Origin of the sequence: Microcoleus sp. BR0-C5 (assembly GCF_036705045.1) — a bacterium.
Lineage (GTDB): Bacteria > Cyanobacteriota > Cyanobacteriia > Cyanobacteriales > Microcoleaceae > Microcoleus.
The window spans coordinates 21,478-48,357 of record NZ_JAUBTR010000005.1; the positions used below are offsets into that span (position 1 = coordinate 21,478).

Consider the following 26,880-nt stretch of genomic DNA (forward strand, 5'->3'; position numbering starts at 1 on the left):
CGGTTGTTTTAAAGAACAAAATATGAATGCCCCTGTGGTGAGGACGGAACCTGGGGCACAACAGGCGCGGCCGATCCAACAGACTTGAGATGACAGTAGTCAGAAAGTAGGTAATAGAAGGCCCCGGAGCCACAGAGCTAATTTCTCGCTATAGTTGTCATCTTTCTTCTGGGCGAGTGACCCGCGCTCCTGCCCTTTACGAGCGCGAAAGCGGTAGGAGGAAACGGGGGGAAGGGATACGGCTGTATAATCGATCGCTTCTGCTCGTGTTTGTGAACCGGGTTGTTGATTGAAACTAAGCAATTTTACTCCCATTGCTGGGGTGAAGTTAGCACGCGCCTTTGTTTTCTGAGCTTGTTCGGCTAATGGCACGTCCTTAACCCAAATAAAAATGTTTAACCCTTAACGACAGAACAGGGGACTAGCTACGTATCCGCTTGGTGTCATTACTGTCAGGCTGGTCAACTGAAAATGAAGTTTTAGGCGCGAAGCCCAGTCACTTCGGTGCTGGGTCGTTGACTACTTTCAACAATCTTATTCCAGTATAATATTAATATATAATTTGTTAACTTGTACTTAACACTATCCGGGTAAATGAGCAATCCAACTCAACTCACCCCCGATTTCACGATCGGACATCTGCCGTGTCACGACTTCCAAGTGAGCGCTGCAACTCTAGGACAGGTAGTGGCTGAAAGATTTGAGCAAGAACCCGACCTGCCGGGAGTCATTATTACTCATGAATCACAGGTATTGGGCATGATTTCTCGCGTCAAATTTCGAGAGAAAATGAGTTTTCCCGATCGCCTAGAACTTTACGGGTCACACCCGATTCGAGCCTTGTTAGATTTTATTAGAATTCCGCCTTTGCTGCTTTCGGAAAACTGGAAAGTTGACGATGCTGTCCAAGCGTCTTTCAACAGGCACAAAGACTTGATTTATGAACCGATTATTGTGGTAATGGAAGACCAGAGCCACCGCCTTTTGGACGTTCACACTCTGGTGATTGCCCAGTCAAAACTTTTAGCGCAAGCTAACAAGGTTATTCAAAAATACCGAGTAGAAAGACATAAGTATTTGGCGCTACTTCAACAAGAACAGGCTAAGGTTCACGAATGTAATGAGCTTTTAAAAATCCAACAACGTCAAACAGAAAAGTTGCAGACCCATCCCAGTTTCCAGCAAGTGGCACTGGTAAAACAAGCTGAAGAAATTGCTCAAATGAATCAGCGATTTGTGAGGATTGCGAAACTGATTTCTTCGGAAGGTCGCCAAGCATTTCAAGCTACTTTTCAAGGTGCTAATTCTATTTGCAACAATACAGATAAAATTTTGGGCGTGGGCAAAGCAATAGCTAATGATTTAGAAACGGTTAACCGCACTTCCCGAACCATCCGGGAGGCGATCGAACAAGTCAGGCATTTAGCAGTACAGGTGGCTGTAGTTACCAATCAAATGGGAAGTCAGCCCAGCGGTCTGAGCAAAGTGAGTCTAGAAATTGGCAGACTGGCAAGTAAAACTTTTGAATTGGGGACTCAAATGGAGCAAATTGCCAGCCGGTTTAAACTTCGAGTTCACGAACTCACGGAGGCAGCAAGAGCGGGTGCTAATGTGGCTAAATCCGTGACTATCAAGATCGATCGCGCAGAAATGGCCCTGTTAGAGTTGGAGGAATTAATAGCGGAAAAAGATTTCACTTCACAGACCGTTATCAAAGAACCTTTGGGAGTTATAAACAGTGTTACCGCTGATTCTTTAGTTCGAGAGATAGAACACGCTGAAGTAGCGGTTTCCGAGCTGGAAGACTTAGTTAAACATCAAGATTCCTCGCAATATCTGATTCAAAAAATTCAGCAGGCGCTGAAGTCCAAAAAGCCATAAAATCTAGCCAGAATTTAAGGAAATATTTCGAGAGGAAAAGAACTAAAATAAATAGAATAATTGTAAATTATTCTATTTGCAGAATAATGATTGTTATACTGAAGGTGGGGAATTTTTAAACTAAGTTGTAAAAAGGCTATTTAATTAGCCCCACAGATAAAAAGTTCCAATAATAGTTGGAAGGACAGGTGACGTTTATGAAAATCCTGCTGGTAGAAGATGACACAGTTACAGTCAGTTTGCTGACTCAAGCGCTGAACTCTCACAATTACAATGTGAATGCGGCAGCAGACGGTGAAACAGCGTTACATTTGGTGCAGGCATACGATTACGACATGATTGTTTTGGATGTGCTGATTCCTAAACTCGACGGTATTAGTTTGTGTCGAAAATTGCGAGCGTCTGGCTGCCAAATGCCGATTTTACTGCTGACAGCGCTAGATAGCAGCAACGATCGAGTCCAAGGTTTAGAGGCGGGTGCAGACGATTATGTGGTCAAACCCTTTAATCTCGAAGAATTAATCGCTCGAATTCGGGCTTTGCTGCGCCGGGGTAAGGCAACTTTGTCAAGTACAAATTTGACCTGGGAAAAACTGCAAGTCAACCCGGACACTACGGAAGTAACTTATGCCGAAAAAGTGCTGCACTTGACTCCCAAAGAGTACAATTTGCTAGAACTTTTCCTGAGAAATCCTCGGCGCATTTTCAGTCGCAGCGCCATCCTCGATCGCATTTGGTCGGCCGGCGAATTTCCTCAAGAAGAAGCCGTTACCGCTCACATCAAGGGGCTGCGGCAGAAGCTGAAAGCAGCCGGGATGACTGTAGATTTAGTGGAAACCGTGTACGGATTGGGCTATCGGCTCAAAAGTCTGCCGGAGGAGATTGAGAGCCAACAAGTTGGGCAGGAAACAGCAGAAACTGCTACAACTCAAGAGACTTTATCTACTGAATCCAGCGGGTCGAGCCCGGAATTAAACAAAGATGAGCGCCGTCTCAAAGTCTTGAATGCGATTGCCCAAATGCGGGGAAATTTAAAAGCTAATTTTATAGAAAAGGTGGCGATATTCGAGTTCGCGATCGCTCAACTGAAAAACGGAAGCTTGGAGGGCCAACTGCGCGAGGCCGCCCAGACCCAAGCTCACAAATTAGTCGGTTCTTTGGGAACGTTAGGCCTGCCAAAAGGTTCGGAAGTTGCGCGGCAGATAGAACATTTGTTCAAGGCTGAAAACATCTTGAAACCGGGGACGGCTCAGCAGATTGAGGGATTTCTGCATCAGCTCAAACAGATATTCGATCACCCGTCGCCCGAACCAGAAGGCGATTTGGTTCCTGCTGTTTCCCAAACGCGCCGAATGCTGATTGTTGATGATGATACTTTTGGGAGCGATCAACTGAAAACAGTAGCATCCGGTTCCGGCTTCCAGATAGAAGTTGCCAACTCTGTGCAAGCGGCAAGAAATGCGATTTCTCAACAGCCTCCCGACGCGATTTTGCTGGATTTGACATTTTCCAGATCTCAGGAAAACGGACTTTCTCTCTTAGCCGAACTCCGCAGTGAAAAGCCCGAAATTCCGGTGATGGTTTTTAGCGGACACAATCAATTGAGCGATCGAATAGAAGTTGCTCGTTTGGGAGCTTCGGGCTTTTTACACAAATCTATCCCCCCAGCAGATATACTCAAAGCAGTCGCCCAACTACTCGACCAGACTGGCCCTGCTGAAGCTAAAGTTATGGTGGTAGACGATGACGTGCATCTATTGGCTGCACTGCAAGTGATTCTACAACCTTGGGGATTTCAAGTAACAACATTGGATGAGCCCGAAAAGTTCTGGGAGGTACTCGAAACAACTTGTCCGGATTTGCTAATTTTAGATGTGGAGATGCCCGGTTACAGCGGTATCGAGCTGTGTTTGGCAGTTCGCAACGATTTGCGCTGGAGCAAGCTCCCAGTGCTATTTCTGACGGCTCATTCCGAGTCGGAAATAGTGCGCCAAATGTTTGTTGCAGGTGCTGACGACTACGTTAACAAGCCGATCGTCAAACCGGAATTAATTGCTCGCCTCCTGAATCGTTTGGAGCGGACTCAACTCAGAAACAGACTGGCTCAGGCACAGCGCTAATCCCATTTTAGATTTAAAGAATTAAAGAATTGAAGTACAGGGAATGACTGATCAGATATGGGTTTCGAGCACGTACCTACAGTTGTATTCTATTTTTTTAAATGGGATAACTAGGAGCAAATATGCAGTGCGTGTCCGAAACAAATCAGGAAGCCTTAGCCCGACTTGGGATTGTTAGATTGTGTGATTCCGACGCGGTGCTTTTGATTGATGCTTGCGAGCTGATCAAGAACACAGGCTAATTTAGAGAAGTATTAATCAGATGAAAGCAATGGTATTGCCCTCAGACACAGACAATCTCAATGACAGCGACTACGAACAAATTTACGCCCCGGCTGCGATCCAACCTCATGGCATCCTTTTAGTGTTGGAATCTCCTGAGTTGAAAATTTTGCAAGTAAGTAACAATATTTTTGAGGATATCGGCATTTATCCCGAACAACTTTTGGGCAAATTTTTACAGGAATTTGTCGAAACTGAGGAAATTGAGGCTATAGAAAAAGCTTTATTTGAAAACTGCCATCAATCTAACGGTATCAGATTATCATTCAAAAGTCAAAACCGCCAGTCTTTTTTTCAGGGAACGCTGCATCAATCTAGTTCAGCATTAATTCTTGAACTCGAGTCGGCTGTTTCCCCAAAACCCAGCGATTCTTTCAATTTTTATCATTTAGTCCAAGAGCCGATCGACAAAATCCACAAAACACCAAACCTGCAAGTTCTCTGTCAGACAGCAGTTGCAGAAGTGCGGAGGATGATCGGTTTCGATCGGGCGATCGTCTATAAATTTGATACCACCGGTGCGGGGGAAGTTGTCGCCGAAGACAAAGTAGAAAGTTTGGCTCCTTTATTGGGACTGCACTATCCGGCTACCGATATTCCTCCCCTGGCAAGAAAGCTGTTCAACATGAATTTAATTCGGTTTATTCCCGATATTAACTGTCAGCCGATAGAACTAATTCCTCACTGCAATCCGCTGACCGGTCGCCCCCTGAATCTGGGCTTCTCTTTGTTGAGAGCAGTTTCCCCTTGCCATGTTCAATATCTCAAAAATATGAACGTTGGCGCTAGCATGACCTTGGCATTAATCAAAGATCGAAAACTCTGGGGATTGATCGCCTGTCACCACTCAACACGAAAGTATGTCAACTACGAAACAAGAAAGGCTTGCGAACTGCTAGCAAATTTTGTGAATCTAGAACTTAGCTACAAACAAGATAGCGAAAATTGGGAATATGCAATTTATTTAAAAGAAAATTGCCATAAGTTTATTACCAAAATTTCTCAATCACACTGGTTTGTAGAAGGTTTACTTAAATCCGGAGATGAATTGCTGACCTTAGTGGGCGCTACTGGTGGAGTTGTGTGTGCAAATGAAAATTTAACAACCATCGGCAAAACCCCGGAATTGCTAGAAATCGAAAACTTAATTGCTTGGATAAAAACTCAAATAAATAATGATATTTTTCATACAGATTCTCTCTCAAAACTGTATCCGCCCTCCCAGAAGTTTAAAGAAGTTGCTAGCGGTTTGCTGGTACTTGCCATGTCCGAGATGCAAAATTATTACATTTTGTGGTTCCGTCCAGAAACAATTCAAACTGTCAACTGGGCCGGCAAACCAGACGGGGAAATTGAAGTTAAACCGGATGGCCGCCGGCCGCTGTCTCCTCGCAATTCCTTTGAGTTGTGGCAAGAAACTGTGAGGTTAAAATCTTTGCCTTGGCAGCGATGCGAAATCGAAATAGCTCGAGAACTTCGAGTGGCGATTACTAGCATGGAGTTGCGGAAAACCAATCAGCAGCTCAGCTTAGCTTTGTCCGCTACCAAAATCGGATTTTGGGACTGGGATATGCAGAAAAATCTCATTGTTTGGTCGAGGGAACACGAAGAGTTGTTTGGGTTGGCTTCGGGAACTTTTGCCGGAACTTATGAAAGTTTTGCAGCTTGCGTTCACCCAGAAGATTTAAAAAGTATCGAGAATGCTATAAATCAGATCCTGGCCCAGCGATCAGATTACTTTCAGGAATACCGCGTGGTTTGGCCCGACGGCAGTATTCACTGGATGGAGGGGAAAGGTAAGTTTTTTTACAACGAATCCGGCGATGCAGTGCGGATGGTGGGGACAGTTACAGAAATTACCGATCGCAAAGCTAGAGAATTACAGTTGCGCCTGTTGGAATCAGCAGTCACCACCACTAACGACGCCGTGTTAATTACCGAAGCTGAACCGATTGAGGAACCGGGCCCGCGAATTCTTTATGTCAACCCAGCTTTCACGCGGATGACCGGCTATACGCTAGAAGAAGTTGTGGGCCAAACGCCACGCATTTTGCAAGGACAAAAAACAGACCGCGCCAGTCTCCATCGAGTTCGGACAGCTTTGAAAACCTGGCAGCCGGTGCGGGTTGACTCGATCAATTACCGCAAAGACGGGACGGAATTTTGGGTAGAAATGAGCATTGTGCCCATAGCGGACGAAAATGGTGAGTTTACCCACTGGGTATCAGTGCACCGCGATATTAGCGATCGTAAACTTGCTGAAGCCGCCCTCCAACAGCTCAACGAACGGTTAGAAATGCGAGTTTTGCAGCGAACCAGAGAACTAGAAAGCTCTCAAGCAGAACTCCGAGAAAGCGAAGCTTTATTTCGCTCTCTGAGCGAGAGTTCGCCCGTGGGCATTTTCAAAATCGATACTGAGGGGAAATGTACCTATACAAATCCTCGCTGTCAAGCAATTGGTGGCTTCACACCTGCAGCAGCTTTAGGAAACGGCTGGATGCGGTTTGTTCACCGCAAAGACCTCAAACTAATTTTGTCTAAGTGGTCGGAATCGCAATCGCTAGATGGGGAATTTTCCTGCGAATTCCGCCACATCCAGCGAGACGGAACAATCCGGTTTTGTCGGCTTAAAACAGCTCCGATTTTTTCCGACAGAGTTCAACTAATTGGTCACGTCGGCACAGTCACAGATATCACAGAAAGTCGGGCAATTGAAAAAATGAAAAATGAGTTTATTTCGATTGTCAGCCACGAACTGAGAACTCCGCTTGCCTCCATTCGCGGTTCTTTAGGTTTGCTGGCGGCTGGGGTACTGAAAAATAAACCGGAAACTGCCAAACAGATGTTAGAAATCGCTTCGAGCGATACCGAACGGTTAGTGCGTTTGGTCAACGATATTCTCGACTTAGAGCGGCTAGATTCGAGCCAAGTTATCCTCGTCAAGCAGTGGTGCGATGCCCAGGTTTTGATGCGGAAGTCTGCAGAAGCTGTACTTTCTTTGGCTGCTGAAAATAACATTGATTTGTCGATTTTGCCCGAAACAGCCCAAATTTGGGCTGACCCCGACAGAATCGTTCAACTGCTAGTAAATTTGTTGAGCAATGCGATTAAATTCTCCGCTCCAGGGAGCACAGTAACTGTCAGGGTTGAAGATTTGGGCGATTCCCTACGGGATAGCTACGCTTCACGGGTTTTATTTGAAGTCAAAGATCGAGGGCGGGGGATTCCGGCAGATAAACTAGAAACTATCTTTGGACGGTTTCAACAGGTGGATGCTTCTGACTCCCGCCAAAAAGGAGGTACGGGTTTGGGTTTGGCTATCTGTCGCAGCATAGTACAGCAGCACGGGGGCAGAATTTGGGTCGAAAGTGTTGTCTCACAAGGCTGCAGTTTCTACTTCACAGTGCCTGCACCGTTGGAAGGCGAAGGGGGAAAAAGTTTGGAGGTTTGAGATTGCTTTGATAATATCTGGCGACAGCTCAACTTGCTGGCAACCCACGCGGGTAGGATGATTTTGGGAGGCTGATAGGTCGATTTTTCTGTTCAGGGTTTAAGTAGGTGAGCGGCCAAATATAGCAAACGCGCCCGACGATTAGGACGTTTTTAAGTGCTGAAACTCTTAATTTTATTGCTTCTTCCTTTTGCTATATCTTTAAAGAAATCCGGTTGATGAGGCAGCGTGCGTAAGTCCTTTTTTGGTTTACCATGATTAATTTAAAATTTGAGTTTTAATTATGTCAGCAAAGCGCATTCTTGTCATCGATGATGAAAAAAACCTCTGCAGCGTGATTCAGGCTTGTCTGGAACATTTAGGCGGCTGGTTTGTACTAAGCGCGCCCGACGGCAGCCAAGGATTGCTGTTAGCTGAAACTCAACTTCCTGACGCTATTCTGCTAGATGTGATGATGCCGGATATGGACGGACTTACTCTGTTTGGTTTGCTACAAAACAATGCGGCTACTCGGGGGATTCCGGTGATTTTCCTGACGGCTAAGGTGCAGGCGATGGATTTGAGCGAATTTGCTGATTTGGGGGTAGCGGGGGTGATTGCAAAGCCTTTCGATCCTTTGAGTTTGGCACAGCAAGTGGCGGAAATTCTGGGTTGGGAACCGTTGCTTTAAACTCGGGTAAAATGCGATCGCAGATAGCAGATCAAACTCGGCAGTTGAAACCGCTACTAGACAAACAAAGTCGGCCCAGCCCGACGGAAGAATCAAGGGGACATTAAAGCCGGATGACAATCAAGCATCCAGGATACCCGCCACGTGATTCATTCCGAAAGCAGACTCAGGACCCAGAAATAAAAAACCTGTATCCGATGAAACTTGCCGAACGTATTTATCTCGCGCAAGTCAATGCTTCAATTCTTTAATCTAAAATCTCAAATCTCAAATCGATCAAAAATCCGCTTTCTCATTCCCTTGATTCTTGCGGAAATCACGCAATTATGTTAATAAACCGGGTTTATGCGTCCAGGAAAGTTCTAGTTTTTCCTGCTATTTTCAGAATTTCCTCATTTTTTTGATTTAGCTTTGAGATCGATCGGTGATTCGTTCATTTAAACCCTGATTCCCTAGAAGTTCTAGAGATGATCTCAGGGAGTCGGGGTTTTTTGTTACCTGCAAAGCCGATCGGCTATTACCATATTTACAGCCCGAATAACTCCTCCAGAAGTTACACAGATTTGCCTCAAGAACGGTTTTTTTTAACCAGGGATCACAGATGCAGCGAAGTTTTTTGGTGAAAAACCAGGTTTCAGCCTGCTAATCCAAGATTTACGCAGAGTTCCGTCAGAAACCTGGTTTTTTAACCCAGGATCACAGATGCAGCGAAGTTTTTGGCTAAAAAACCCGGTTTTTGCCTAACTGTTGTAATCCCTGCTTGGGCAAAAGTATATTTATCAAAAAAAATGATGGTCTTCATAATTTCCTCATATTTTTTAGATAAAGTTTACTTCTAGCTCTGGATCTCAAGGTCGATCGCACTCTCAGCACCATTCCGCTGCCAAAGAGTGAATCTGTTGTCAGGAGAGTTCGGGAAAGTGACGGTACTTTCTATTAACGGGTGCCACAGCACAACCAACCTAAATAAGTCAGGATATAGGCTCTGCAGACCAAACAAACCGGGTTTTTTCACCTGGAAAAACGGGGTTTCTGTGACAGACATCTAAGTTTTGGCAGGATAACTCAATGCTAAAAAAATTAATAACTGAGGATGTGATTCGCGCTCTCGAATAACATCAAAAAAATAAGTCGCTCGTTTGATAAAGAGCCAAACTCGTAATTGCCACTAACAGGCAAAGCCAAGTCTCAGTAAGTTTTTGAAAGAGTGTGGAGATTTTTTAAATGTCAGATCAGCTATCTTATAAAGGTAACAACCAGATTCTGTGCTATTACGCAAATGTTACCAACCTAGTTCAGGTGGTTCGGATTGGGAACATTCCTAATTGGTACTTTGAAAGAGTGATGTTTCCGGGACAGCGACTGATGTTTGAAGCTGCTGCAGAAGCAGTCTTAGAAATTCACACGGGTACGGTGGCAAGTGCTATTTTATCGGACAAGATTCCCTGCTACGTGCTGCGGGTTATAGAAGAGGTAAGTTCCGAGTTTGAGCTGGTGATGACCGAAAAAAAATTGGTGGTATTAGCCGGTTAAAATTCATGAGAAATCAGACCAGATCGAGAACGGGCACACAAATATTAGTTAACGAGTCTTTGGGGACAGGGAAAATGCAGAAAAATCTTGTCAATATTACCTTAGCTGTAGTCACAGAGGAAGTAGAAATAATCTTGGAGTCTTATCCGAAGCACCCCTACCAACAAGCTTTTTCGCCTTCGGGATTGCGACAGGATTTAATTGCTTATGTGCTCTGCCGAGTTCCTAATAGATATACTGCGATCGACTCCGGCGAGTCTGTGTCAAATCAAACAGTTCAGGTTCGCTGTTCTTCGGAGCAGTTGCTGCACATAGAAAATTTGATTCATACTGGCATTCGCGAAGTGCTCCACAGCTATCAGAAGATAGATTACCGCCTTCTTGAAGAAGTTAAATTCGATTCCAGAGTTGCTAGTTGGTTTTGATAGTTTCTTGTAAATTAGGGAGACGCCGAGATTCTCGGCACTCTCGGTTGGGCGAGGTGGAATTGTTTACTGACCGAAAGCATCCAGGATACCCGCCACGTGATTCATCCGTCCAGAAATAAAAAACCTGTATCCGATAAAGGCGCCCCCGAATTTATCTCGCGCAAGTCAATGCTTAAATCTAAAATCTAAAATCTAAAATCTAAAATCGATTGACTCGATGGTTCAAGACTTTTGGTAATCGCAGCAGCAGTTGCACGGGCCATTAGGATTGACAGCACAGCGCAGAATTTCCGATCGAGCATTAAAGCGGCAGCTAGCATCTCCGATAACCCAAATGCCGCTTACAAATGTTCTTTCCGTCGGCGGTGTGGCAGACTGCACGTACAGGGCAATTTTTTGCAGTCGGTAGCGGCCGGATTTGAGCTGATAGCGGTGGTGGCGTTCCAAAACAGCGTAGGTTTGTCCTTCTAAATCTAGATAGTTCCCCGGTTGTGGCGTCCAATCCAGCCGAATGCTACCTAAATATTGGCGGGGGTGAGAGAGAATCACCTCTACGGGTAAAGTATTTTGTTCCATCTGGCGGTGCGTTCGCGAACTGAACTAAAGGGGCAAATAGTTGACTCAACCTACATCTTGTGCATCTAGAAAGATAAGTTTTTATAGAGAGAGTAATTTAGGTTGAGGCGCTAAGCTTAACTATATAACTTTTGGTGATCGAGGGCTCGCCGACTTATCTTGGGATAGCCGACTCCCTCCACTACGTTCCACCTCACATCTTGCACCATTCTCAATTAGCCTGTTCTTGAGAATGGTGCAAGATGTGAGTTCCACCCGACACGCTAGGAAATAAACTTCAACTCGCTTGAGGTAACTAAAGTTAAGTTCGATTAGGTTTGATAAAGCAGTACAGGCTGATGGTATCGCAATTCCCAGGTTCGATCGATACGCGGTTGAGATTCCTGAACAGATTTTAACGGTTTGCAGGACTTGGGGTGCTTCGGGTGCGTTTGTACTGAGGACTTCACTGCTCACTACAAACCAAAGGGAATTTTTGGCAATCAAAATTCCCAAAAATATGCCATTCCTTCCATGATTCCCCAAGCGCAAGCAGAACCAGCTAAATAATGATTTTCAGTGCCGGATTCGCGATGCCATTCTAAGAGTTCTGATAGAGCATTAGCGACGATTACTCCCCGGGCATCCTGTTCAAACATACTGATATCATTGCCAGAATCACCGCAAACTAATGTTGTCTCAGATGGAATTTGTAGGCGCTTTTGTAAATAAGTAAGGGCATTGCCTTTATTGCTAGTTTGTGGTAAAATATCCACATTTCTATTGCTGCTAAAAATGATTTGAGCTGGCAGTCCCGATTCAGTTAACTTTTGTTGCAAAGCCTGGACTGTCGAGCTATTTTCTGCTGCTGGTTCCAGACTATAACTGATTTTCCAAGGATTTTGTTCTTTGACGGATTGGGGTTTAAGCTGGGAAAACTGCTGCGCTAAAGAGGAGATCGCCATTTTATCCCAGCCTTGAGAAAGATATTCGGCCCAATCTAAATCGAGGATTCCGTCTTTGTAAATTTCGCTGCCTACACCTGCGATCAAATAGTCCGGTGCTAGCAGTTGCTTTTGGGCAATTAATTCGCAAGTTGAAGCATAAGAACGCCCGGTAGCGTAAACCAAACAAATTTGCGATCGCACAGGTTGCAAGCGCTGGTTGAAAACTTGAGTTGCTTCGTCATCTCCGACTAGCGTGTAGTCTAAATCTGTAACTAATAAAAACTTCATTTTGGGAATTAGTCAGGAGTCAGTAGTCATCAGTCATTAGTGATTGGGAATCGATCGCTTCCTAAAATAGTTTTAACTATTTATAAGAATTTGTAAAAAAAAATACATTTATAAGCAAGCTTATCGGTTAAGATGTGCCCGATTTAATTTTTAACAAGTGGTGTGAGTTGTATGGTGAAGAATTCAAGCTCCGTTAAAGCTTTTTGGCTGTCTTTCTTGATTTCTGGTGCGGCAGTGCCTTTGGGGCCGCTCTCCGCAACAGCTCAAATTCAGGATACCTCAACTCCTGAAGTTGCGCTAGAAGCGAGTGCCGTCCCTAGGGCTACCCCAGACGCAGCGCTGGCAGGAGGTAAGATTGAGATACCGCAGTTAGCGGCGATTACCGCAGATACTAACTCCGCAGTCGATCGCGCTTTACCCGACACAGATGCAGCATGGGTGAATCGCGCTTTACCTCAAACAGATATAGCAACAGTCGATCGTGCTTTACCCGAAACAGATATAGCAACAGTCGATCGTGCTTTACCCGAAACAGATATAGCAACAGTCGATCCTGCTTTACCTCAAACAGATGCAGCAACAGTCGATCGTGCTTTACCCGAAACAGATATAGCAACAGTCGATCCTGCTTTACCCCAAACAGATGCAGCATGGGTGAATCGTGCTTTACCCCAAACAGATGCAGCATGGGTGAATCGTACAACAACAGCCCCAGAAATAACAGAGGCAATTCGCGAATTGCCCCCACAGAAGTTAGAAATTGCAAACTCTCCTCAGTCTCAACAAGTTGCTGAAGCCAGCAAAGTTGCCGACATCAGCAGCGAGACGGGCACCGCTGATGACCTCAGCATACAAGAAGACGCAGCACAAGTCACTTCTGTTTCCCAACTCTCCGACGTGCGGCCGACAGATTGGGCTTTTCAAGCCTTGCAATCCCTAGTAGAAAGATACGGCTGCATTGCGGGATATCCAGACGGCACATTCCGAGGCAATCGAGCAATGACTCGGTATGAATTCGCCGCCGGATTAAACGCTTGCTTGGATCAAATTACCAAACAACTTGGCGGTTCTACTGGTAATTTAGTTAAGCGAGAAGATTTACTTGCTTTGCAAAGATTGCAAGAAGAATTTGCGGCAGAATTAGCTACATTGCGCGGTAGAGTAGATGCTTTAGAAGCCCGCACGGCCGAATTGGAAGCCAACCAATTTTCAACTACTACTAAACTCAACGGATTTGCTTGGTTTAATCTGAGTGGAGCTTTTGCAGGCAAGGGAGTCCGAGTTGAAGCAATAGATGGAAATGCTGCTCCGCTCGATCGAGTAGCCGGACGCGATCCTGTCACCAACCGACCGATCGTGCAGAGAGTGGACGACCCAGAAATTACTTTCAGCCACTTAATTTGGTTAACCCTCACTACTTCTTTTACAGGGAAAGACCAATTGGTTACACAGCTAGCTGTAGGTAACGGAAATTCACCAGCCAATCAGTATACTTCTCCGGGTCTTTTTAATACCTTTGGCACTCCTTTTCTAGACCAGACTGCTGGGGTGAATCCCAATGAAGTTATCCTGCGAGAACTTTATTATCAGTTCCCGGTTAGCAACAGCTTGCAAGTAGTAATCGGTCCGAGAATTAATTTCTACCGCTACTTTGACAACAATAATTTTAGCTTTTTCGTGGACGGTGCGAGCAGTTTTAATTCTAACAATAGCACTTTGTTAACTGCTACCAAACGCGGCGCAGGTGCTTTGGCTTTGTGGGATATCAGCCGCCGATTGAAACTGCGTTTAGGCTATTTGGGCGAGAGTATGGAATTTTTGCCCAGTTCGGTGTTTAATTCCGCTTCCAATCCGTCTCAAGGCTTGTTTGGTGGGACAAATACGAGTACCGCCGAACTAACATTCAGTCCGAGCGATCGGGCAAACTTGCGGTTTTTGTACAGCCGTTCCAACATCCAGCAAATTGGCGGGCTAATCGGAGCACCGAATGGCAGGCCCCTTAACGGTTTGGCAGATGACGGTTTCGGTGGTCGTCTCGGCAATGCTACTGCCAATACTTATAGCTTTAATTTCGATTGGTCGCTGAGCCGCCGTTTCGGTCTTTTCGGCCGCTACGGCTACGCCGAAACCAATATATTTCCCAAGACTGACCGACCCGACGGCACGATCAAAACTCAATCTTATATGTTAGGATTTGCACTTCCTGATTTATTCAAAAAAGGAGCTGTGTTTACGGCCTCATTTTTAGTGCCTTTTGACGTTACTGGCGGTCGGAGGTTTCTGGTTTCGGGCGGGGGAAATGGTGGCAAGCAGTACGAACTTGAAGCCACTTATTATTTGCCTGTCACCGAGAATATTTCGCTCGTACCGGCATTTTATGCGATCTGGAATGCTAATAATTTCGACAACAACCCGACAATTTTTGTGGGCAATTTGCGGACGCAGTTTAGTTTTTAATTTCCAGAATAAATAGATACCGTAGGGTGCGTCGCTACCCTCCAATCTGCAATTAAAATAGAAAATCTGGTAGCGACGCACCCTACAAGATACCCACGTTGCAGCCAACAGAAACCGGGTTTTTCCAAAAAACCCGGTTTCTGGATATCGTACTGCGTCCAGGACTGTTCCTGATTCCTTCTACTTAATTGGAATTTCGATGATAAATTCACTACCTTTACCGGGTTCTGAGAGGCACTGCAATTTGCCGTTGTGTTTTTCAACGACAATTTGGTGCGAAATTGATAAACCCAAACCTGTGCCTTTACCTACTGGTTTTGTGGTAAAAAATGGGTCAAACAAACGCACAATCTGATCTTCGGGAATGCCCAACCCGTTGTCTTTGATCCGAATTAAAATGCTCTTGTCATCAATCGTTTCAGTTTGAATAGTAATAGTAGGCAAGATAGAATTGGCGGTGTCTTTTGCTTGGCTGCAGCTTTCTTCCAAGGCGTCGATCGCATTTGCCAATACATTCATAAATACCTGATTTAACAGTCCGGGATGACAGTTTATTTGCGGGAGTTCTCCGTATTCTTTGATAACTTTAATGCCTTGCCATTTGGCCTTGGCTTTCAGCCGGGTGTTCAACATTAACAAGGTACTTTCTAAACCTTCGTGAATGTCGGCAGTTTTGATTTTCGCTTCGTCCGCCCGCGAGAAATTTCGGAGAGTTTGAATAATTTCTACAATGCGCTCGCATCCTGTCTGCATCGAATTGAGCAATTTTGGCAGGTCTTCTGCTAGAAATTCTAAGTCTATATCCTCAGCTTGTTGCTGAAGTTTTGCTGGGGGATTTGGGTACTCTTCTTGATAGACTTGCACGATTTCTAACAAGTCGAGAACGTAGCCTCGGACGTGGCAGAGGTTGCCGGCGACAAAGCCAACTGGGTTGTTAATTTCGTGGGCAATTCCTGCTAGCACCTGTCCGAGGGAAGACATTTTTTCGGTTTGTACTAACTGCATTTGAGTTTGCTGCAAGTCGCTCAAAGCTGTTTGCAGTTCTTGGGATTTTTGCCGATCGCGCGAGGCGGCGGCGGCCCGTTCTTCCTCAACTCCGATCGCCCCAGCAATAATTCCGATCAGCTTGCAATCGGCTTCTGTGGGCGCGATCGAGTCGGTGTTGACAACGCACACCGCACCCACGTAATTGTCGCCCAGCCGCACTGCTTGTCCCAGATAGCTTCGCAGTTGGTAGCGGATGACAGCGGGATCGGTTTGGGCGTAGATCGTGTTCTGCAAGTCAGGAATGGCAACAGCCCGATCGCTTCCTTTGCTGCATACGTCGGTGCAGATGTGGCCCTCGGCGATCTCGACTAGCGGGTAGTCCGGCGGCGCTTGCCAAGTCGCGATCGCGTGCAGCAGAGCGCCACCTAAACGGGTGTAGATGGCGCTGCTTCCGCCCAAAAGCTCGCCGGCTAAGGATGTCAGCCGCTGGATGTTCTCAGCGGCGTCGGTGGTGAATCCCAAAAAGCACTCGTTGATTTTGCTGAGGCGGTACTCTGCTTGCCGGCGCGCGGTCATGTCGCGGGAGTTGATCACAATTCCTTTCACAGCGGGGTCTGCTAGCAAGTTGATGCCCACACCTTCGAGAAAACACCAAGAACCGTCAGCGCGCCGGAACCGACCTTCTAGGGCGATCGGATCGCCTGGATTTGCGATCAGTTTTTCGCCGTCGGACATCACCGAGGGCAGGTCGTCAGGGTGGATCAAATCGAGAGCAATTTGACCGGCGACTTCATCGGGTTCGTAGCCTAAAACTCTTTCTACAGAAGGGCTTTCGTAAACAATGCGACCGCTGGCGTCGAGAATAGTAATGATGTCGGAACTGTTGAGAATTAGCGATCGCCACTTAGCCTCATTTTGGAACAAAGCTGACTCGGCTTGTTTGCGATCGGTAATATCCTCTACCATTTGCAAAATAAACTGTGGCGTTCCCTGACTGCTGTCGATGACAGAGGCGCTGAGGCGTCCCCACCTGATGCTGCCGTCTTGGCGGAGGTAGCGCTTCTCGATTTGGTAAGCTTCGCGGGAACCCGCGACTAACTGTTGGCGCAACTCGCGCGACGTTTGTGCGTCTTCCGGGTGCGCGCAGTCGTCGAGGCAGACACCCCGCAGTTGAGCTTCTGAGATCCCCAGCATAGCTTGAAATGCCGGATTAGTGGCGATCGCAACACCTTCGAGGGTAGCGACTACCATACCGATCGCAGCGCGTTCAAAAATTGCCCGAAACCGCTGTTCGCTGTCTCGCAAAGCTGCATCCGCTGCCACTTCCTGCGTGATGTCCCGCCCCGCGACTGCCAAACCTTTGCGCGAACCGTCGGGGTTGAACAGTGGCACTTTCCGCACTTCAAACAAATTGCTGCCACCTGTGGGCAAGGGGACAATTTGGCGGCTGGAGGTAAGAGTGCCTGCTTGCCAGGTGGTTTCGTCGGTTTCCTGCCAAGTTAGCAGGATTTCTCTGACTCTCGGATCGGCGGTGGCAGCGAGTTCGGCAGTAGTTTTACCCTGGTAGTCTGCGGTTTCCCAGCCCAAAAGTTGGAGGGCGCAGTCGTTGGCAATCAGCCAGCGCCCCTCGCTGTCTGTGAGGTTGATCGCGTCGGGCACGGCGTTAATCGCGGTTTTCAACCAGTATTCTTGATTTCGCAGGGCTGCTTCGGCGCGCTTGCGATCGGCGATTTCGGCGACGGTTCCTTCGTAGTAAAGGATCTCGCCATCTTCGTCGCGGACTTCGCGCACGTTTTCCGAGATCCAGGTAGTGCTGCCGTCTTGGCGGCGGACGCAGGACTCAAACTCTTTCAGGGAGCCGTTTTTGCTGATTTCTGCCATGAAGGAAGCGCGGCGGGTGCGATCGGTGTAAAGGTTTTTCGCCGAACATTTTGCGATAAGTTCTGACGGGGAATCGTAGCCGTACATTCGGGCGAGTGCCTGGTTAGCGCTGAGGTAGCGCCCGTCTGGGGCGGTTTGAAATATGCCTTCGGTGGCGTTTTCAAAGATGCTGCGGTATTTTGCCTCGGCTTGTTTGAGGGCTTCTTCTGCTTGGAAGCGATCGGTGATATCAGATTGAACGCCGATGAAGTGGGTAACGAGTCCGCTGCTGTCGCGCACCGGCGAGATGGTGAGTTCGTTCCAGAAGGCGGTGCCGTCTTTGCGGTAGTTTTTCAGAACTACTTTGCAGTCGTGTTGTTCTTTCAGGGCTACGCGGATGCGATCGACGGCCGCGCCATCGGTATCCGGGCCTTGCAGGAAGCGGCAATTCTGCCCGATTATTTCGCTGCGATTGTAGCCTGTAATCCGCTCGAAAGCCCCGTTGCAGTAGACTATAGGCTTATCCGGCCGGGTAGCGTCCGCGATCGCGATGCCGTTGCTGGTAGCTGCCAGGGCGCGATCGTACAGCCTCCAGACTTCTTCTATTAAATTCGGTGTGCCGCCAGTACGAGTCGGCGATAGCGTTTCAGAAGGAATGCTTATATCTCTCTGCATGAGTTTCTATAAATTGAGTTTATTGTAGATACCGACTGCCAGCACACCCTAGAGTTTAACAAAATTGTCTGTTTTCTGAAGGCTGAAGTTAAAAGGCTATCATGCAGAATTTGGGCGGTAAATTCTACCTAAAGAAAATCTGGCTTCCCTCGTTTTTTTTTCCTTCTGCCTTCTGCCTTGTGCCTTCTACCTTCAAAGGAATCCTAGTAGTTAATTTATAATAGTTGTTCCCACCATAACTCTATCTCTGGTATAGTTTACTTGGCAGAGTTTGGGCGGATTACAAGTTCGGTCATTTATTTTTTAACTTAAATAAAAAATACATCATCCGGCTCTCGTAAAAAAAAATAATTAAATACTTTATAGTTAAATGATTCAAACTATTCTCATAAAAAACCAGAAAAAATTAATTTTGAACGAACACAGCAAGTTCTGAAATATCGTCCATCGCGAAAGTCGGTTCGAGGGCGAGACACTGAGCGCGATCGCCATATCCGTAAGCCGCCCAACAAACATCTATCCCAGCATTTTTAGCAAACAGCAAATCAACCGCTGTATCGCCCACCATTAAAATTTGACTGTTATCCAACTCCGGGAACAGCGGTTTAATCATCGAGTGAAAAACAGCCGGATTTGGTTTCGGGAGAATTTGTCCGTTATCACCTAAAATTAAATCAAAAAAGCTGTGAATTCTCAAATTATTTAGTAATACATTAACAAAGCTAACGTGTTTGTTGCTGAAAACTCCCAGGCTCAATCCCGACTGACGCGCCAACTGCAACACTTGCTTTGTCCCGGTAAATAACTCTACCTGCTTTTCACCTTCCGTTCGATAATAAGAGCGGTAAGTTTCAACCCATTCGGGAATTGCGCTTTCCTCGATCGCCGGATGGAGGATTTTAAAACTATTTGGTAAATTGATGCCGATCGTCGCTATAATAGTATCAGCAGCAGGCGGGGCAATATTGAAACTTTCAAAAGTTTTGGTAAAGCAAAATACAATAGCTTTGTGAGTAATTGCCAAAGTACCGTCGAAGTCGAAAATAATTAACTTGTACTGACTCATCATCCGTTCCAAATGTGAATTATAATTTTTTAGCATTCAAGAGGTCAACATGAGTGTCACCGAAAAACCCGAACTTCTAGTAACAGATTTTACAGATTTTCCAGACCACACTCAATTACCAGATTCCGACGGTACTTTTGTGAAAAACTTTCAATAACTCCCTCAAAGCATCCTGTTAACAACATCTGTTCGACCCATTTTAGACCAACTTCATTCCGACGGACAATATTGTATCGGTCAAAATTCCGGCATTTATTGGCGAGTCCCGCACCCCCCAGAACCCCTAGCCAGAGGAGCCGAAGCACCAGATTGGTTTTACGTGCCCGACGTGCCGCCAACTCTCGACGGAAATATGCGGCGTTCCTATGTAATGTGGAAAGAATTAATGCCGCCGTTAATCATACTAGAATTTGTCTCTGGAGATGGCAGCGAAGAAAGAGATAAAACTCCCAAAAAAGGCAAATTCTGGATTTACGAGCGGATTATTAGACCTGCTTTTTACGGAATTTATGAAGTCACAAAAGCCAAAATAGAATGCTATCATTTGGTAGAAGATAGATTTGAGTTAATGTCAGAAAATCAGCGCGGACATTACCAAATCGAGCCAATGGGATTGGAATTAGGCATTTGGCAAGGGGTTTATCAGGGCGTAGAACTGCCTTGGATGCGCTGGTGGGATGCTGAGGGGAATTTGCTGCTGGCTGCCGATGAACGGGTAGAACAAGCAGAATTGGCAGTCGAACAAGCGCAGTCAGAAGCAGAACAAGAACGGCAAAAGCGAATAGAAGCCGAGCAGCGAATTCAAGCTTTAGAAGCGCGTTTGCGAGAGCTAGAAGGAGGCTAAAATCCGAATCAAGAGGGCGGGTTTATTAAAATATTGGTGTGAGAGAATTAAATGGCTGGTAAAACCCGCCCATACCCACATATTTTTATCGTTTACGCAGATATTTTATTCTTTTCTCCGGTTTGTTGTATGGGAATTTTAAAAATTACCACTTCTAATCCAGAAGCTGCTTGTATTATTTGATAAGTATTTTGTAGCTTTGTGTAGAATCTATGGCACTAATTGTTCAGAAATATGGCGGAACCTCGGTTGGTACAGTCGATCGCATTCTGGAAGTAGCCCGACGAGTTGTAAAAACAGCACAGCTTGGCAACTCTCTGGTTGTCGTACTTTCAGCGATGGGCAAAACCACCGACGGTTTAGTTAAACTCGCCAAGGAAATTTCCCCAAATCCCAACAAGCGGGAAATGGATATGTTGCTCTCCACTGGGGAACAAGTCTCGATCGCACTTTTGAGCATGGCATTGCAGGAAATGGGACAGCCCGCAATTTCCCTCACCGGGGCCCAAGTCGGCATTGTCACCGAAGCCGCCCACACCCGCGCCCGAATTTTGCGAATCGATCCGAATCGGCTTGAAAGCCAGTTAAAAAGCGGTAAAGTCGTTGTGGTTGCGGGTTTCCAAGGCATCGCCGATGCCGGAGAATTGGAAATTACCACCTTGGGCCGTGGCGGTTCCGACACAACTGCAGTAGCCTTGGCCGCAGCGCTGCGGGCCGACAGATGCGAAATTTATACCGACGTGCCCGGAATTCTGACTACAGATCCGCGCTTGGTTGCCGACGCCCAATTGATGGACGAAATCACTTGCGACGAAATGCTGGAATTGGCGAGTTTGGGCGCAAAAGTCCTCCATCCGCGCGCTGTAGAAATTGCCAAGAATTACGGCGTGCCACTGGTAGTGCTTTCTAGCTGGAGTGACGCCCCCGGTACGCGGGTAGTGTCCCCCCCACCGCAACCCCGGCCTTTGGAGGGCTTGGAGCTCGCAAAAGCGGTCGATGCGGTGGAGTTTGACTTGGATCAGGCAGGGGTGTCGCTGTTGCGTTTGCCCGATCGCCCGGGAGTAGCAGCGCGGCTGTTTGGTGCGATCGCGCAGCAAAACCTCGATGTAGACTTAATTATTCAGTCAATTCATGAAGGAAATACTAACGATATTGCCTTCACCGTGACGCGAAAATCTCTGCAACAAGCCACTGCCGTTGCAGATGCTATTATCCCCGCCCTCGGCAAGAATTCTCGCCCCGAATTGGGAGAACCAGAAGTGAAAGCAGAAGAGCGGCCAATAGCTAAAGTTAGCATTGCGGGTGCGGGAATGATCGGTCGTCCGAGGGTAGCGGCGCAGATGTTTAAGACTTTAGCGGATGCAGGAATTAACATTCAAATGATTTCCACTTCCGAGGTGAAAGTTAGTTGTGCGATCGATGCTGAAGATTGCGATCGGGCCGTTGCTGAACTCTGCAAAGCATTTGATGTCGCCAACTCCCCTATTGGGCTGCGTTCAGCCTCCCACAAACCGCCTGCAGTCCGCGCCGTTGCGTTGGATCTCAATCAAGCGCGTCTAGCAATTCGCCAATTGCCCGATCGACCCGGAGTAGCAGCAAAACTGTTCGGACTTTTAGCCGAGGAAAATATCAGCGTAGATACAATTATTCAGTCGCAGCGCTGCCACAATATCGACGGCATATTAACTCGCGACATTGCATTTACCGTAGCACAGATTGACGCCGAAGCTGCTAAAATAGTCCTCGAAAAATCTGCCCCAGAATTCGGATGGGGCGAAGTAGCAGTCGATACACAAATAGCCAAAGTTAGCGTTGTCGGTTCCGGGATGGTAGCGCATCCGGGAGTAGCCGCAAAGATGTTTGAAGCGCTTTCCCGCCAGCAAATTAACATTCAAATGATTGCAACTTCCGAGATTAAAATTAGCTGCGTTGTGGATGAAGGACAAGGAGTAACTGCTTTGAAGGCAATTCACGCAGCCTTTGAACTTGCCGGCACTGAAAGAATCCAAGTTCCCGCCTAATACTTGTTGGTAGTCGGGAATTAAGATTGCGTCCGATCGGTGCTTGTATGGTGGTTTTCAGTAGGGACACGGCAGTGCCGTGTCCTTGCAAATATCGCGGACACAGCAGTGCTGTATCCCTACAAATATATTCGGATTTGGACACCGCACTGCCATGTTCATACAAATATCGATCGACCGTCAATGCTCGTAGTTTTGAGTGCAAATTTCACAGCATGAGGCTGTGTTAAAATGAAACTGGCGATCGCCTAAAAGGGATTGAATCTTATGACGGTAGCGAAAGAACAGATTACTGATAGCAGTAGCAATAGCGGTTTATTGAATTTCCGAATCACTGTTGAACGTCTGATCGAGCTTTTAGATTTAGAAGAAGAGGATGAGTACGGAATTTTGAGACCGACTGAATATGCTTTCAGGACAGCTATGAAGTTAGTTGTAGAAGCCTACGATAGCATGGGAAACAGTTTTCCAAAAGCCTCAACAGGTACAGATGACCGAGGCAGTATTACACTAGATTGGACAAGCTTAGAACCAGAGCGTACAGTTCGCCTATTTTGTCCATGCAGTGCAGAGCAACCAGTTGACATTTATCACCATGCAAACAATGAAAATGCGGTCGAAGATATCGCTTCATCATCAACATTAGTTTACTGGTTGCAGTGGTTTAACAAAATATGATAGAACCATCTTCAGGGAGTGCGTCAGAGTTTGAAACATTACCGGATCGTACAGTTGTTTACCGAGCTCTCCGAAAAGGATGGATAGATCGGGATAGAGCGATCGTCAAATCGGACGCCTACTATTTGCGCCAACGTATAAACGAACAGGGTATTTCTGTCAATTTTTCCATAGAACAATCTTTGAGTGCATTGAGAAACTGTGAAGGAGTCGCTAGCCTTAATGTAGGGGGAATTCGAGAACTAGGTCTAAATGTAGTACGTGACTCTTCATATCATGGGAGTATTATAGGCTTGCCCTATCGTGAAGATAACCGTCCAAGGGCTGATGAGCTTGCACTTTTATTGGCAAGACAGTCTCGAATTGTATGGGAATCTCCGTCAAGATAGTAAAATAAGTTGTCAGATTAAGTAATAGTGTTAGCTAGAGTTTTGACTGCTCCAAGAAGTCGGGACTCTGGGTGTCTTTGTGGTTCCTTCGTTTCATTTGACAATAAGTTTTGACTTAATATTTCTTTAGCGATCGCCTCCACAACCGGCACACAAACCGAATTCCCAATTTGCTTGTAACTTTCCCCCGCACTCGGATAACTCTTAAAATCTTCAGGAAAACCCATAAGACGGTAACATTCCTTCAGCGTCAACTTTCTCACCATATCTTGCTCAGGAATGTAGATAAAAAACCTGCCCGATGTTTCTTGCGAAGGAATTGTCGGATGCACTCCATCTACCGAATAAATGCGATTAGGCTGTCTGTGAACTCTCGATAAATGTTCTGTATTTGGCCTCACGCCAGTTTTCCAAGTACCTTTATTTCTGTAACCTACAAATACAAGTCCAGAATCTTGCTTTCTCGGATAATCAATTAAAGTATACTCTGATTTGTCCAATATTTCAAAATCCCCTGTCTCGTCTAGAAATTCCCTGAGTTGCGGAGGAAACTTGCTTTTAAGTCGAGAAAAATTGAATTCTTTACCTTTCGTTGCAATAATGAATATTCTTTCACGATGTTGAGCTATTCCAAAGTCTTTAGCATTCAGCATTTTGTAATTCACGCTGTACCCCAACTCTCTAAGACTAGCAATAATTACTTTTAATGTATTTCCCTTGTCGTGATGGATTAAGTGCTTGACATTTTCGAGAACAATTACTTGAGGTTGCTTTATTTTGATAATTTTACAAATATCAAAAAATAGCGTACCTCTAGTATCTTCAAAACCCAACTTTTTGCCACAGATGCTAAAAGGTTGGCACGGAAACCCCGCGACTAAAATATCAAAGTCTTCTAACTCGACGGGATTAATTTTACTGATATCTCCAAAAGGAACTTCACCGAAATTATCCGTGTAAACTTGTCGGCATTTGCTGTTAATCTCGCAGGAGAAAACGCATTTAAAGCCATTTTTTTCAAACCCTTGTCTGAAACCTCCTATTCCTGAAAACAAATCTATAAATTTCATTCTGGCTCAGCTTTAATACAAACAAATCATCTATACAATAATAACCGATTTTGCATCATAGATAAGTGAGCAAGGGCTAAAAAAACACAATACCCCGATCGCTAACTTTTTCAAGAAGTTGAGGATCTAACAGCGATCGCGTCTTAAGTTCACTGATCAATTTCTCTGTCGAGCCCGATAGACTATAGCATAGGAGCGATCGCCAAATTGCAGGGATTGTCGATCGCCCGAAACTTCCCCCCGCATTCAACCAACCAACCTGCCAAACTTGTCCCACAGCCGACTAAACTAGAAATAGCAAAAAAAATATAGCTATTGTTTACTTCCTTTCACCAACCATGAGTCAAACCTTGGAAAATCTCACCGCAATCGATGACAAGCTATCCAAACGCCACCTGGATCTCGATCCAGCCGGCTACTTCATCATTTATCTCGATCGCGAAACCAGCTTAATTTGTGCCAAACATTTCACCAACATCATCGACGATCGAGGCCTCGCCATCGATCCCGAAACTGGTAAACCCATCCCCGCCCGCGGCAAGGTAGAACGCACTCAGTCCACACTTTTTACCGGCAGAACCGCCAAAGAACTTTGTGTCAAAATCCTAGAAGAAACCCGCCCCAGCCCGGTGACAATGTTAGATCACGCGGCTTATCTGGGACGGGAATTTGTACGGGCAGAAATTGCTTTGTTGAGCGATCGAGAATACGTTCAAGATTAGTGCAGCCCTGCCAGATTTTCTTGACAAAACGGCAACTGATCGGACTTAGCAGCACCGATTACGAAAAACCTTGATACCAGAAATAAGTCACCATCGGAATCACTGTCGCCAACACCAACAGCACAACCACAACAACTGTGGCATTGCCTTGGTCTGTTTCTTCAGCTTTTTTAAACGTGCCTTCAACTTGAATGTTGTCAACAACTTCAGGAGGGCCAGGATCGGGTTCGCCCGACAAAACAGTTGCAATGCGCGTACTTGCAGCCGCAAATGCCTCGTTGTATTTATTCGCTTCCCGCAGCGGCACTTGCACAGTTTCCCCGGCTACACTCTGGGCAATTTCATCGGTTAGCAGGGATTTCACCCCTTCCCCCGTCCGAATTGCCGCACTGTTGGTAACAGTGTCGAGAACGAGTAAAATTTGATTAGTCTGGTCTTCTTTTGTGGGAAACCACTGTTCAAACAGTTGGTCGGTGAAAGTGGCAGCCGTTTCACCGTAGTCTAAGCGGTGGATGGTGACAAATCGGACTTGTTTCCCTGTTTTGTTTTCCAGGTTGTCGAGCACGCTGCTGATATTGCTTTCGCTACTGCGGCTGAGCACGTCGCCTTTGTCGAACACCCAAGTTCGATCGCCCGCCGACAACACCGGTATTTCGTAAACGCCAGTCGCCAATGCCGGCAATACCGCCATCTGGGATGCGATTAGGGCGATCGCGATCGTCGCCGCCAAAGGTTGGAGATATTTTCTCCAGTTAAATAATTGCTTCAGGAGTCTAGTCATGAGGTTAACCGTAAAACTGACTTTTTTCCAAAAATACTATAGAAACCCCCGTAAAATTCATTTTATGCAGGGCAATATTTACAATTAGCTAGCCAGTGGAACTCCCCGCCCGATTATTTTAGGATTCTAACTATGGAACCAGCAGACACTTATAAAGGTTGGATTATTCAATCCCAGAAAGTCTTCTACGTCGAGGTTTGGGATAGCCGCGGCAACCGCCACGTCGCTGTCCAAAATGCCAAGACTGAGGAGGAAGCTTTGGAATTGGCCAAAAAGTGGATAGACAAATATGAGTCAAAACCCGGCAGAATGCCGATCGACGTACCCCATCCTTTCGGAGACATGATCGATATGCCATTTTAACTCAGTTGACTGTTGACTGTTGACTGTTGACTGTTAACAGTTACATTGCAGCTTGTAGGGTGCCCTGCTAGAGAGAAAGCCTCTTCAAATCGAGAAATTATTGGAACTGACGCACCCAAAGACTATGCCAGTTGCGTCCCGGAGTGCGTTTTTCCTGAGATACAATTACGAAATTCCTCGCAATTTCCGCGTATTTTCTACCAAACTTCGAGCAAATTCGTCGAACCTTTCAGACAGTTTTTCATCCAACAATTTACCATCAGGACTAAAAGCTTTCCAAGCTTGCCCGATCGCAATTTGTTCGGGAATTACCCAAGCGTGTACCCATCTCAAAATGGTTCGCAAATCGTTGAGTGCGTTGCTGTTAACTTGCCCTCCCAAAACGCTAATCCCACCTGCAACCTTCCCGTCCAAATGCTCAAAACTCATCAAATCCAGGGCATTCTTGAGAGCACCGCTGACGCTACCGTGATACTCCGGCGTTGCCAAAATCAAGCCGTCGGCTTGCTTAACCGCATTCTGCAGCTTTTCCACATCCGGGTAGTCGAGATAATCATTCTCACCATTGCAGAATGGCAGATTGAGCGATCGCAAATCCAATATTTCAACTTCCGCGCCCAAAGCCTGCGCCCGCTCTGCGGCCACCTTCAACGCTAACTGGCTGTAGGAGCCAGCCCGCAAACTTCCACCAATGCCAACAATTTTTACCATAAAACTTAAAAACAATAACTGCTTGAATAAAACGTACTCATTACGACTATGATTAAGATAGCAAGTTCGATCGGCAACTGTCAATCGATTTTAGATTTTAG

At 46.1% G+C, this 26,880-nt stretch carries 23 protein-coding genes and 1 pseudogene; 14 read left to right on the top strand and 10 right to left on the bottom strand.

Features of this window, described 5'->3' with window-relative positions; all coding sequences use genetic code 11:
* Positions 1 to 99 precede the first annotated feature (99 nt).
* Positions 100 to 372 (bottom strand): hypothetical protein, encoded by a 273-nt coding sequence (locus tag QUB08_RS03665; RefSeq protein ID WP_333223514.1) that lies wholly within the window; start codon positions 370 to 372, stop codon positions 100 to 102.
* 222 nt (positions 373 to 594) lie between these two features.
* Between QUB08_RS03665 and QUB08_RS03670 the strand changes: the two genes are divergently transcribed.
* From QUB08_RS03670 to QUB08_RS03685, 4 genes are all read left to right on the top strand, one after another.
* Positions 595 to 1,881, top strand: coding sequence for a chemotaxis protein (locus QUB08_RS03670; RefSeq protein WP_333223515.1), 1,287 nt, complete (start codon positions 595 to 597; stop codon positions 1,879 to 1,881).
* A 197-nt stretch (positions 1,882 to 2,078) separates the two neighbouring features.
* Complete coding sequence (locus QUB08_RS03675; RefSeq protein WP_333223516.1) at positions 2,079 to 4,001, top strand: response regulator; 1,923 nt, start codon at positions 2,079 to 2,081, stop codon at positions 3,999 to 4,001.
* 262 nt (positions 4,002 to 4,263) lie between these two features.
* Positions 4,264 to 7,734: a PAS domain S-box protein gene (locus tag QUB08_RS03680; protein WP_333223517.1), complete on the top strand. Its 3,471-nt coding sequence runs from the start codon at positions 4,264 to 4,266 to the stop codon at positions 7,732 to 7,734.
* Between the two features lie 283 nt (positions 7,735 to 8,017).
* Positions 8,018 to 8,404, top strand: a complete 387-nt coding sequence (locus tag QUB08_RS03685; protein WP_333152401.1) for a response regulator — start codon at positions 8,018 to 8,020, stop codon at positions 8,402 to 8,404.
* Between the two features lie 835 nt (positions 8,405 to 9,239).
* Here QUB08_RS03685 and QUB08_RS03690 read toward each other — a convergent pair.
* Positions 9,240 to 9,449: a hypothetical protein gene (locus QUB08_RS03690; protein ID WP_333223518.1), complete on the bottom strand. Its 210-nt coding sequence runs from the start codon at positions 9,447 to 9,449 to the stop codon at positions 9,240 to 9,242.
* A gap of 179 nt (positions 9,450 to 9,628) precedes the next feature.
* Here QUB08_RS03690 and QUB08_RS03695 point away from each other — a divergent pair, with 179 nt between their 5' ends.
* Positions 9,629 to 9,937, top strand: coding sequence for a DUF1830 domain-containing protein (locus QUB08_RS03695; RefSeq protein WP_333223519.1), 309 nt, complete (start codon positions 9,629 to 9,631; stop codon positions 9,935 to 9,937).
* Positions 9,938 to 10,011: 74 nt separating this feature from the next.
* A complete protein-coding gene (locus QUB08_RS03700; protein WP_333223520.1) occupies positions 10,012 to 10,362 on the top strand; it encodes a late competence development ComFB family protein in 351 nt (116 codons plus the stop codon).
* Between the two features lie 225 nt (positions 10,363 to 10,587).
* Here the strand turns inward: QUB08_RS03700 and QUB08_RS03705 are convergent, their stop codons facing one another.
* Positions 10,588 to 10,941 carry a DUF6464 family protein gene (locus tag QUB08_RS03705; protein WP_333066483.1) on the bottom strand — a complete coding sequence of 118 codons (354 nt, stop codon included), beginning with the start codon at positions 10,939 to 10,941 and terminating at the stop codon, positions 10,588 to 10,590.
* 482 nt (positions 10,942 to 11,423) lie between these two features.
* Positions 11,424 to 12,155, bottom strand: a complete 732-nt coding sequence (locus QUB08_RS03710) for a sucrose-phosphate phosphatase (protein WP_333223521.1) — start codon at positions 12,153 to 12,155, stop codon at positions 11,424 to 11,426.
* 171 nt (positions 12,156 to 12,326) lie between these two features.
* Here QUB08_RS03710 and QUB08_RS03715 point away from each other — a divergent pair, with 171 nt between their 5' ends.
* Entirely contained in the window at positions 12,327 to 14,612 is a 2,286-nt protein-coding gene (locus tag QUB08_RS03715) for an iron uptake porin (RefSeq protein ID WP_333223522.1), read from the top strand.
* A 180-nt stretch (positions 14,613 to 14,792) separates the two neighbouring features.
* Here the strand turns inward: QUB08_RS03715 and QUB08_RS03720 are convergent, their stop codons facing one another.
* Together QUB08_RS03720 and QUB08_RS03725 are read right to left on the bottom strand one after the other, a co-directional pair.
* Complete coding sequence (locus QUB08_RS03720) at positions 14,793 to 18,134, bottom strand: PAS domain S-box protein (protein WP_333223523.1); 3,342 nt, start codon at positions 18,132 to 18,134, stop codon at positions 14,793 to 14,795.
* Positions 18,135 to 18,540: 406 nt separating this feature from the next.
* A complete protein-coding gene (locus QUB08_RS03725) occupies positions 18,541 to 19,236 on the bottom strand; it encodes an HAD family hydrolase (protein ID WP_333223524.1) in 696 nt (231 codons plus the stop codon).
* A 13-nt stretch (positions 19,237 to 19,249) separates the two neighbouring features.
* Between QUB08_RS03725 and QUB08_RS03730 the strand changes: the two are divergent.
* The 5 genes and pseudogenes from QUB08_RS03730 to QUB08_RS03750 all read left to right on the top strand — a co-directional run bounded on the left by QUB08_RS03730 (position 19,250) and on the right by QUB08_RS03750 (position 23,132).
* Positions 19,250 to 20,044, top strand: a pseudogene (locus QUB08_RS03730) (Uma2 family endonuclease).
* A gap of 51 nt (positions 20,045 to 20,095) precedes the next feature.
* A complete protein-coding gene (locus QUB08_RS03735; protein ID WP_333223525.1) occupies positions 20,096 to 20,227 on the top strand; it encodes a hypothetical protein in 132 nt (43 codons plus the stop codon).
* A 29-nt stretch (positions 20,228 to 20,256) separates the two neighbouring features.
* Positions 20,257 to 22,065 (top strand): aspartate kinase, encoded by a 1,809-nt coding sequence (locus QUB08_RS03740; RefSeq protein WP_333223526.1) that lies wholly within the window; start codon positions 20,257 to 20,259, stop codon positions 22,063 to 22,065.
* 267 nt (positions 22,066 to 22,332) lie between these two features.
* Entirely contained in the window at positions 22,333 to 22,743 is a 411-nt protein-coding gene (locus QUB08_RS03745) for a hypothetical protein (protein ID WP_333223527.1), read from the top strand.
* Positions 22,740 to 23,132, top strand: coding sequence for a hypothetical protein (locus QUB08_RS03750; protein WP_333223528.1), 393 nt, complete (start codon positions 22,740 to 22,742; stop codon positions 23,130 to 23,132). Before QUB08_RS03745 ends, QUB08_RS03750 begins: the two co-directional genes overlap by 4 nt.
* Positions 23,133 to 23,149: 17 nt before the next feature.
* On the opposite strand, the gene dcm is transcribed toward QUB08_RS03750, so the two are convergent.
* Positions 23,150 to 24,202: a DNA (cytosine-5-)-methyltransferase gene (dcm, locus tag QUB08_RS03755; RefSeq protein ID WP_333223529.1), complete on the bottom strand. Its 1,053-nt coding sequence runs from the start codon at positions 24,200 to 24,202 to the stop codon at positions 23,150 to 23,152.
* 76 nt (positions 24,203 to 24,278) lie between these two features.
* Positions 24,279 to 24,479, bottom strand: coding sequence for a hypothetical protein (locus QUB08_RS03760; RefSeq protein ID WP_333223530.1), 201 nt, complete (start codon positions 24,477 to 24,479; stop codon positions 24,279 to 24,281).
* A 61-nt stretch (positions 24,480 to 24,540) separates the two neighbouring features.
* Between QUB08_RS03760 and QUB08_RS03765 the strand changes: the two genes are divergently transcribed.
* Positions 24,541 to 24,924: a DUF4346 domain-containing protein gene (locus QUB08_RS03765; protein WP_333223531.1), complete on the top strand. Its 384-nt coding sequence runs from the start codon at positions 24,541 to 24,543 to the stop codon at positions 24,922 to 24,924.
* 58 nt (positions 24,925 to 24,982) lie between these two features.
* Here QUB08_RS03765 and psb32 read toward each other — a convergent pair whose 3' ends face one another.
* Entirely contained in the window at positions 24,983 to 25,705 is a 723-nt protein-coding gene (gene psb32, locus QUB08_RS03770) for a photosystem II repair protein Psb32 (protein ID WP_333223532.1), read from the bottom strand.
* A 132-nt stretch (positions 25,706 to 25,837) separates the two neighbouring features.
* On the opposite strand from psb32, the gene QUB08_RS03775 reads away from it, so the two are divergent.
* Entirely contained in the window at positions 25,838 to 26,068 is a 231-nt protein-coding gene (locus tag QUB08_RS03775; RefSeq protein WP_006635545.1) for a hypothetical protein, read from the top strand.
* A 165-nt stretch (positions 26,069 to 26,233) separates the two neighbouring features.
* Here the strand turns inward: QUB08_RS03775 and QUB08_RS03780 are convergent, their stop codons facing one another.
* Positions 26,234 to 26,779 carry an NADPH-dependent FMN reductase gene (locus tag QUB08_RS03780; RefSeq protein WP_333152618.1) on the bottom strand — a complete coding sequence of 182 codons (546 nt, stop codon included), beginning with the start codon at positions 26,777 to 26,779 and terminating at the stop codon, positions 26,234 to 26,236.
* Positions 26,780 to 26,880: the final 101 nt, after the last annotated feature.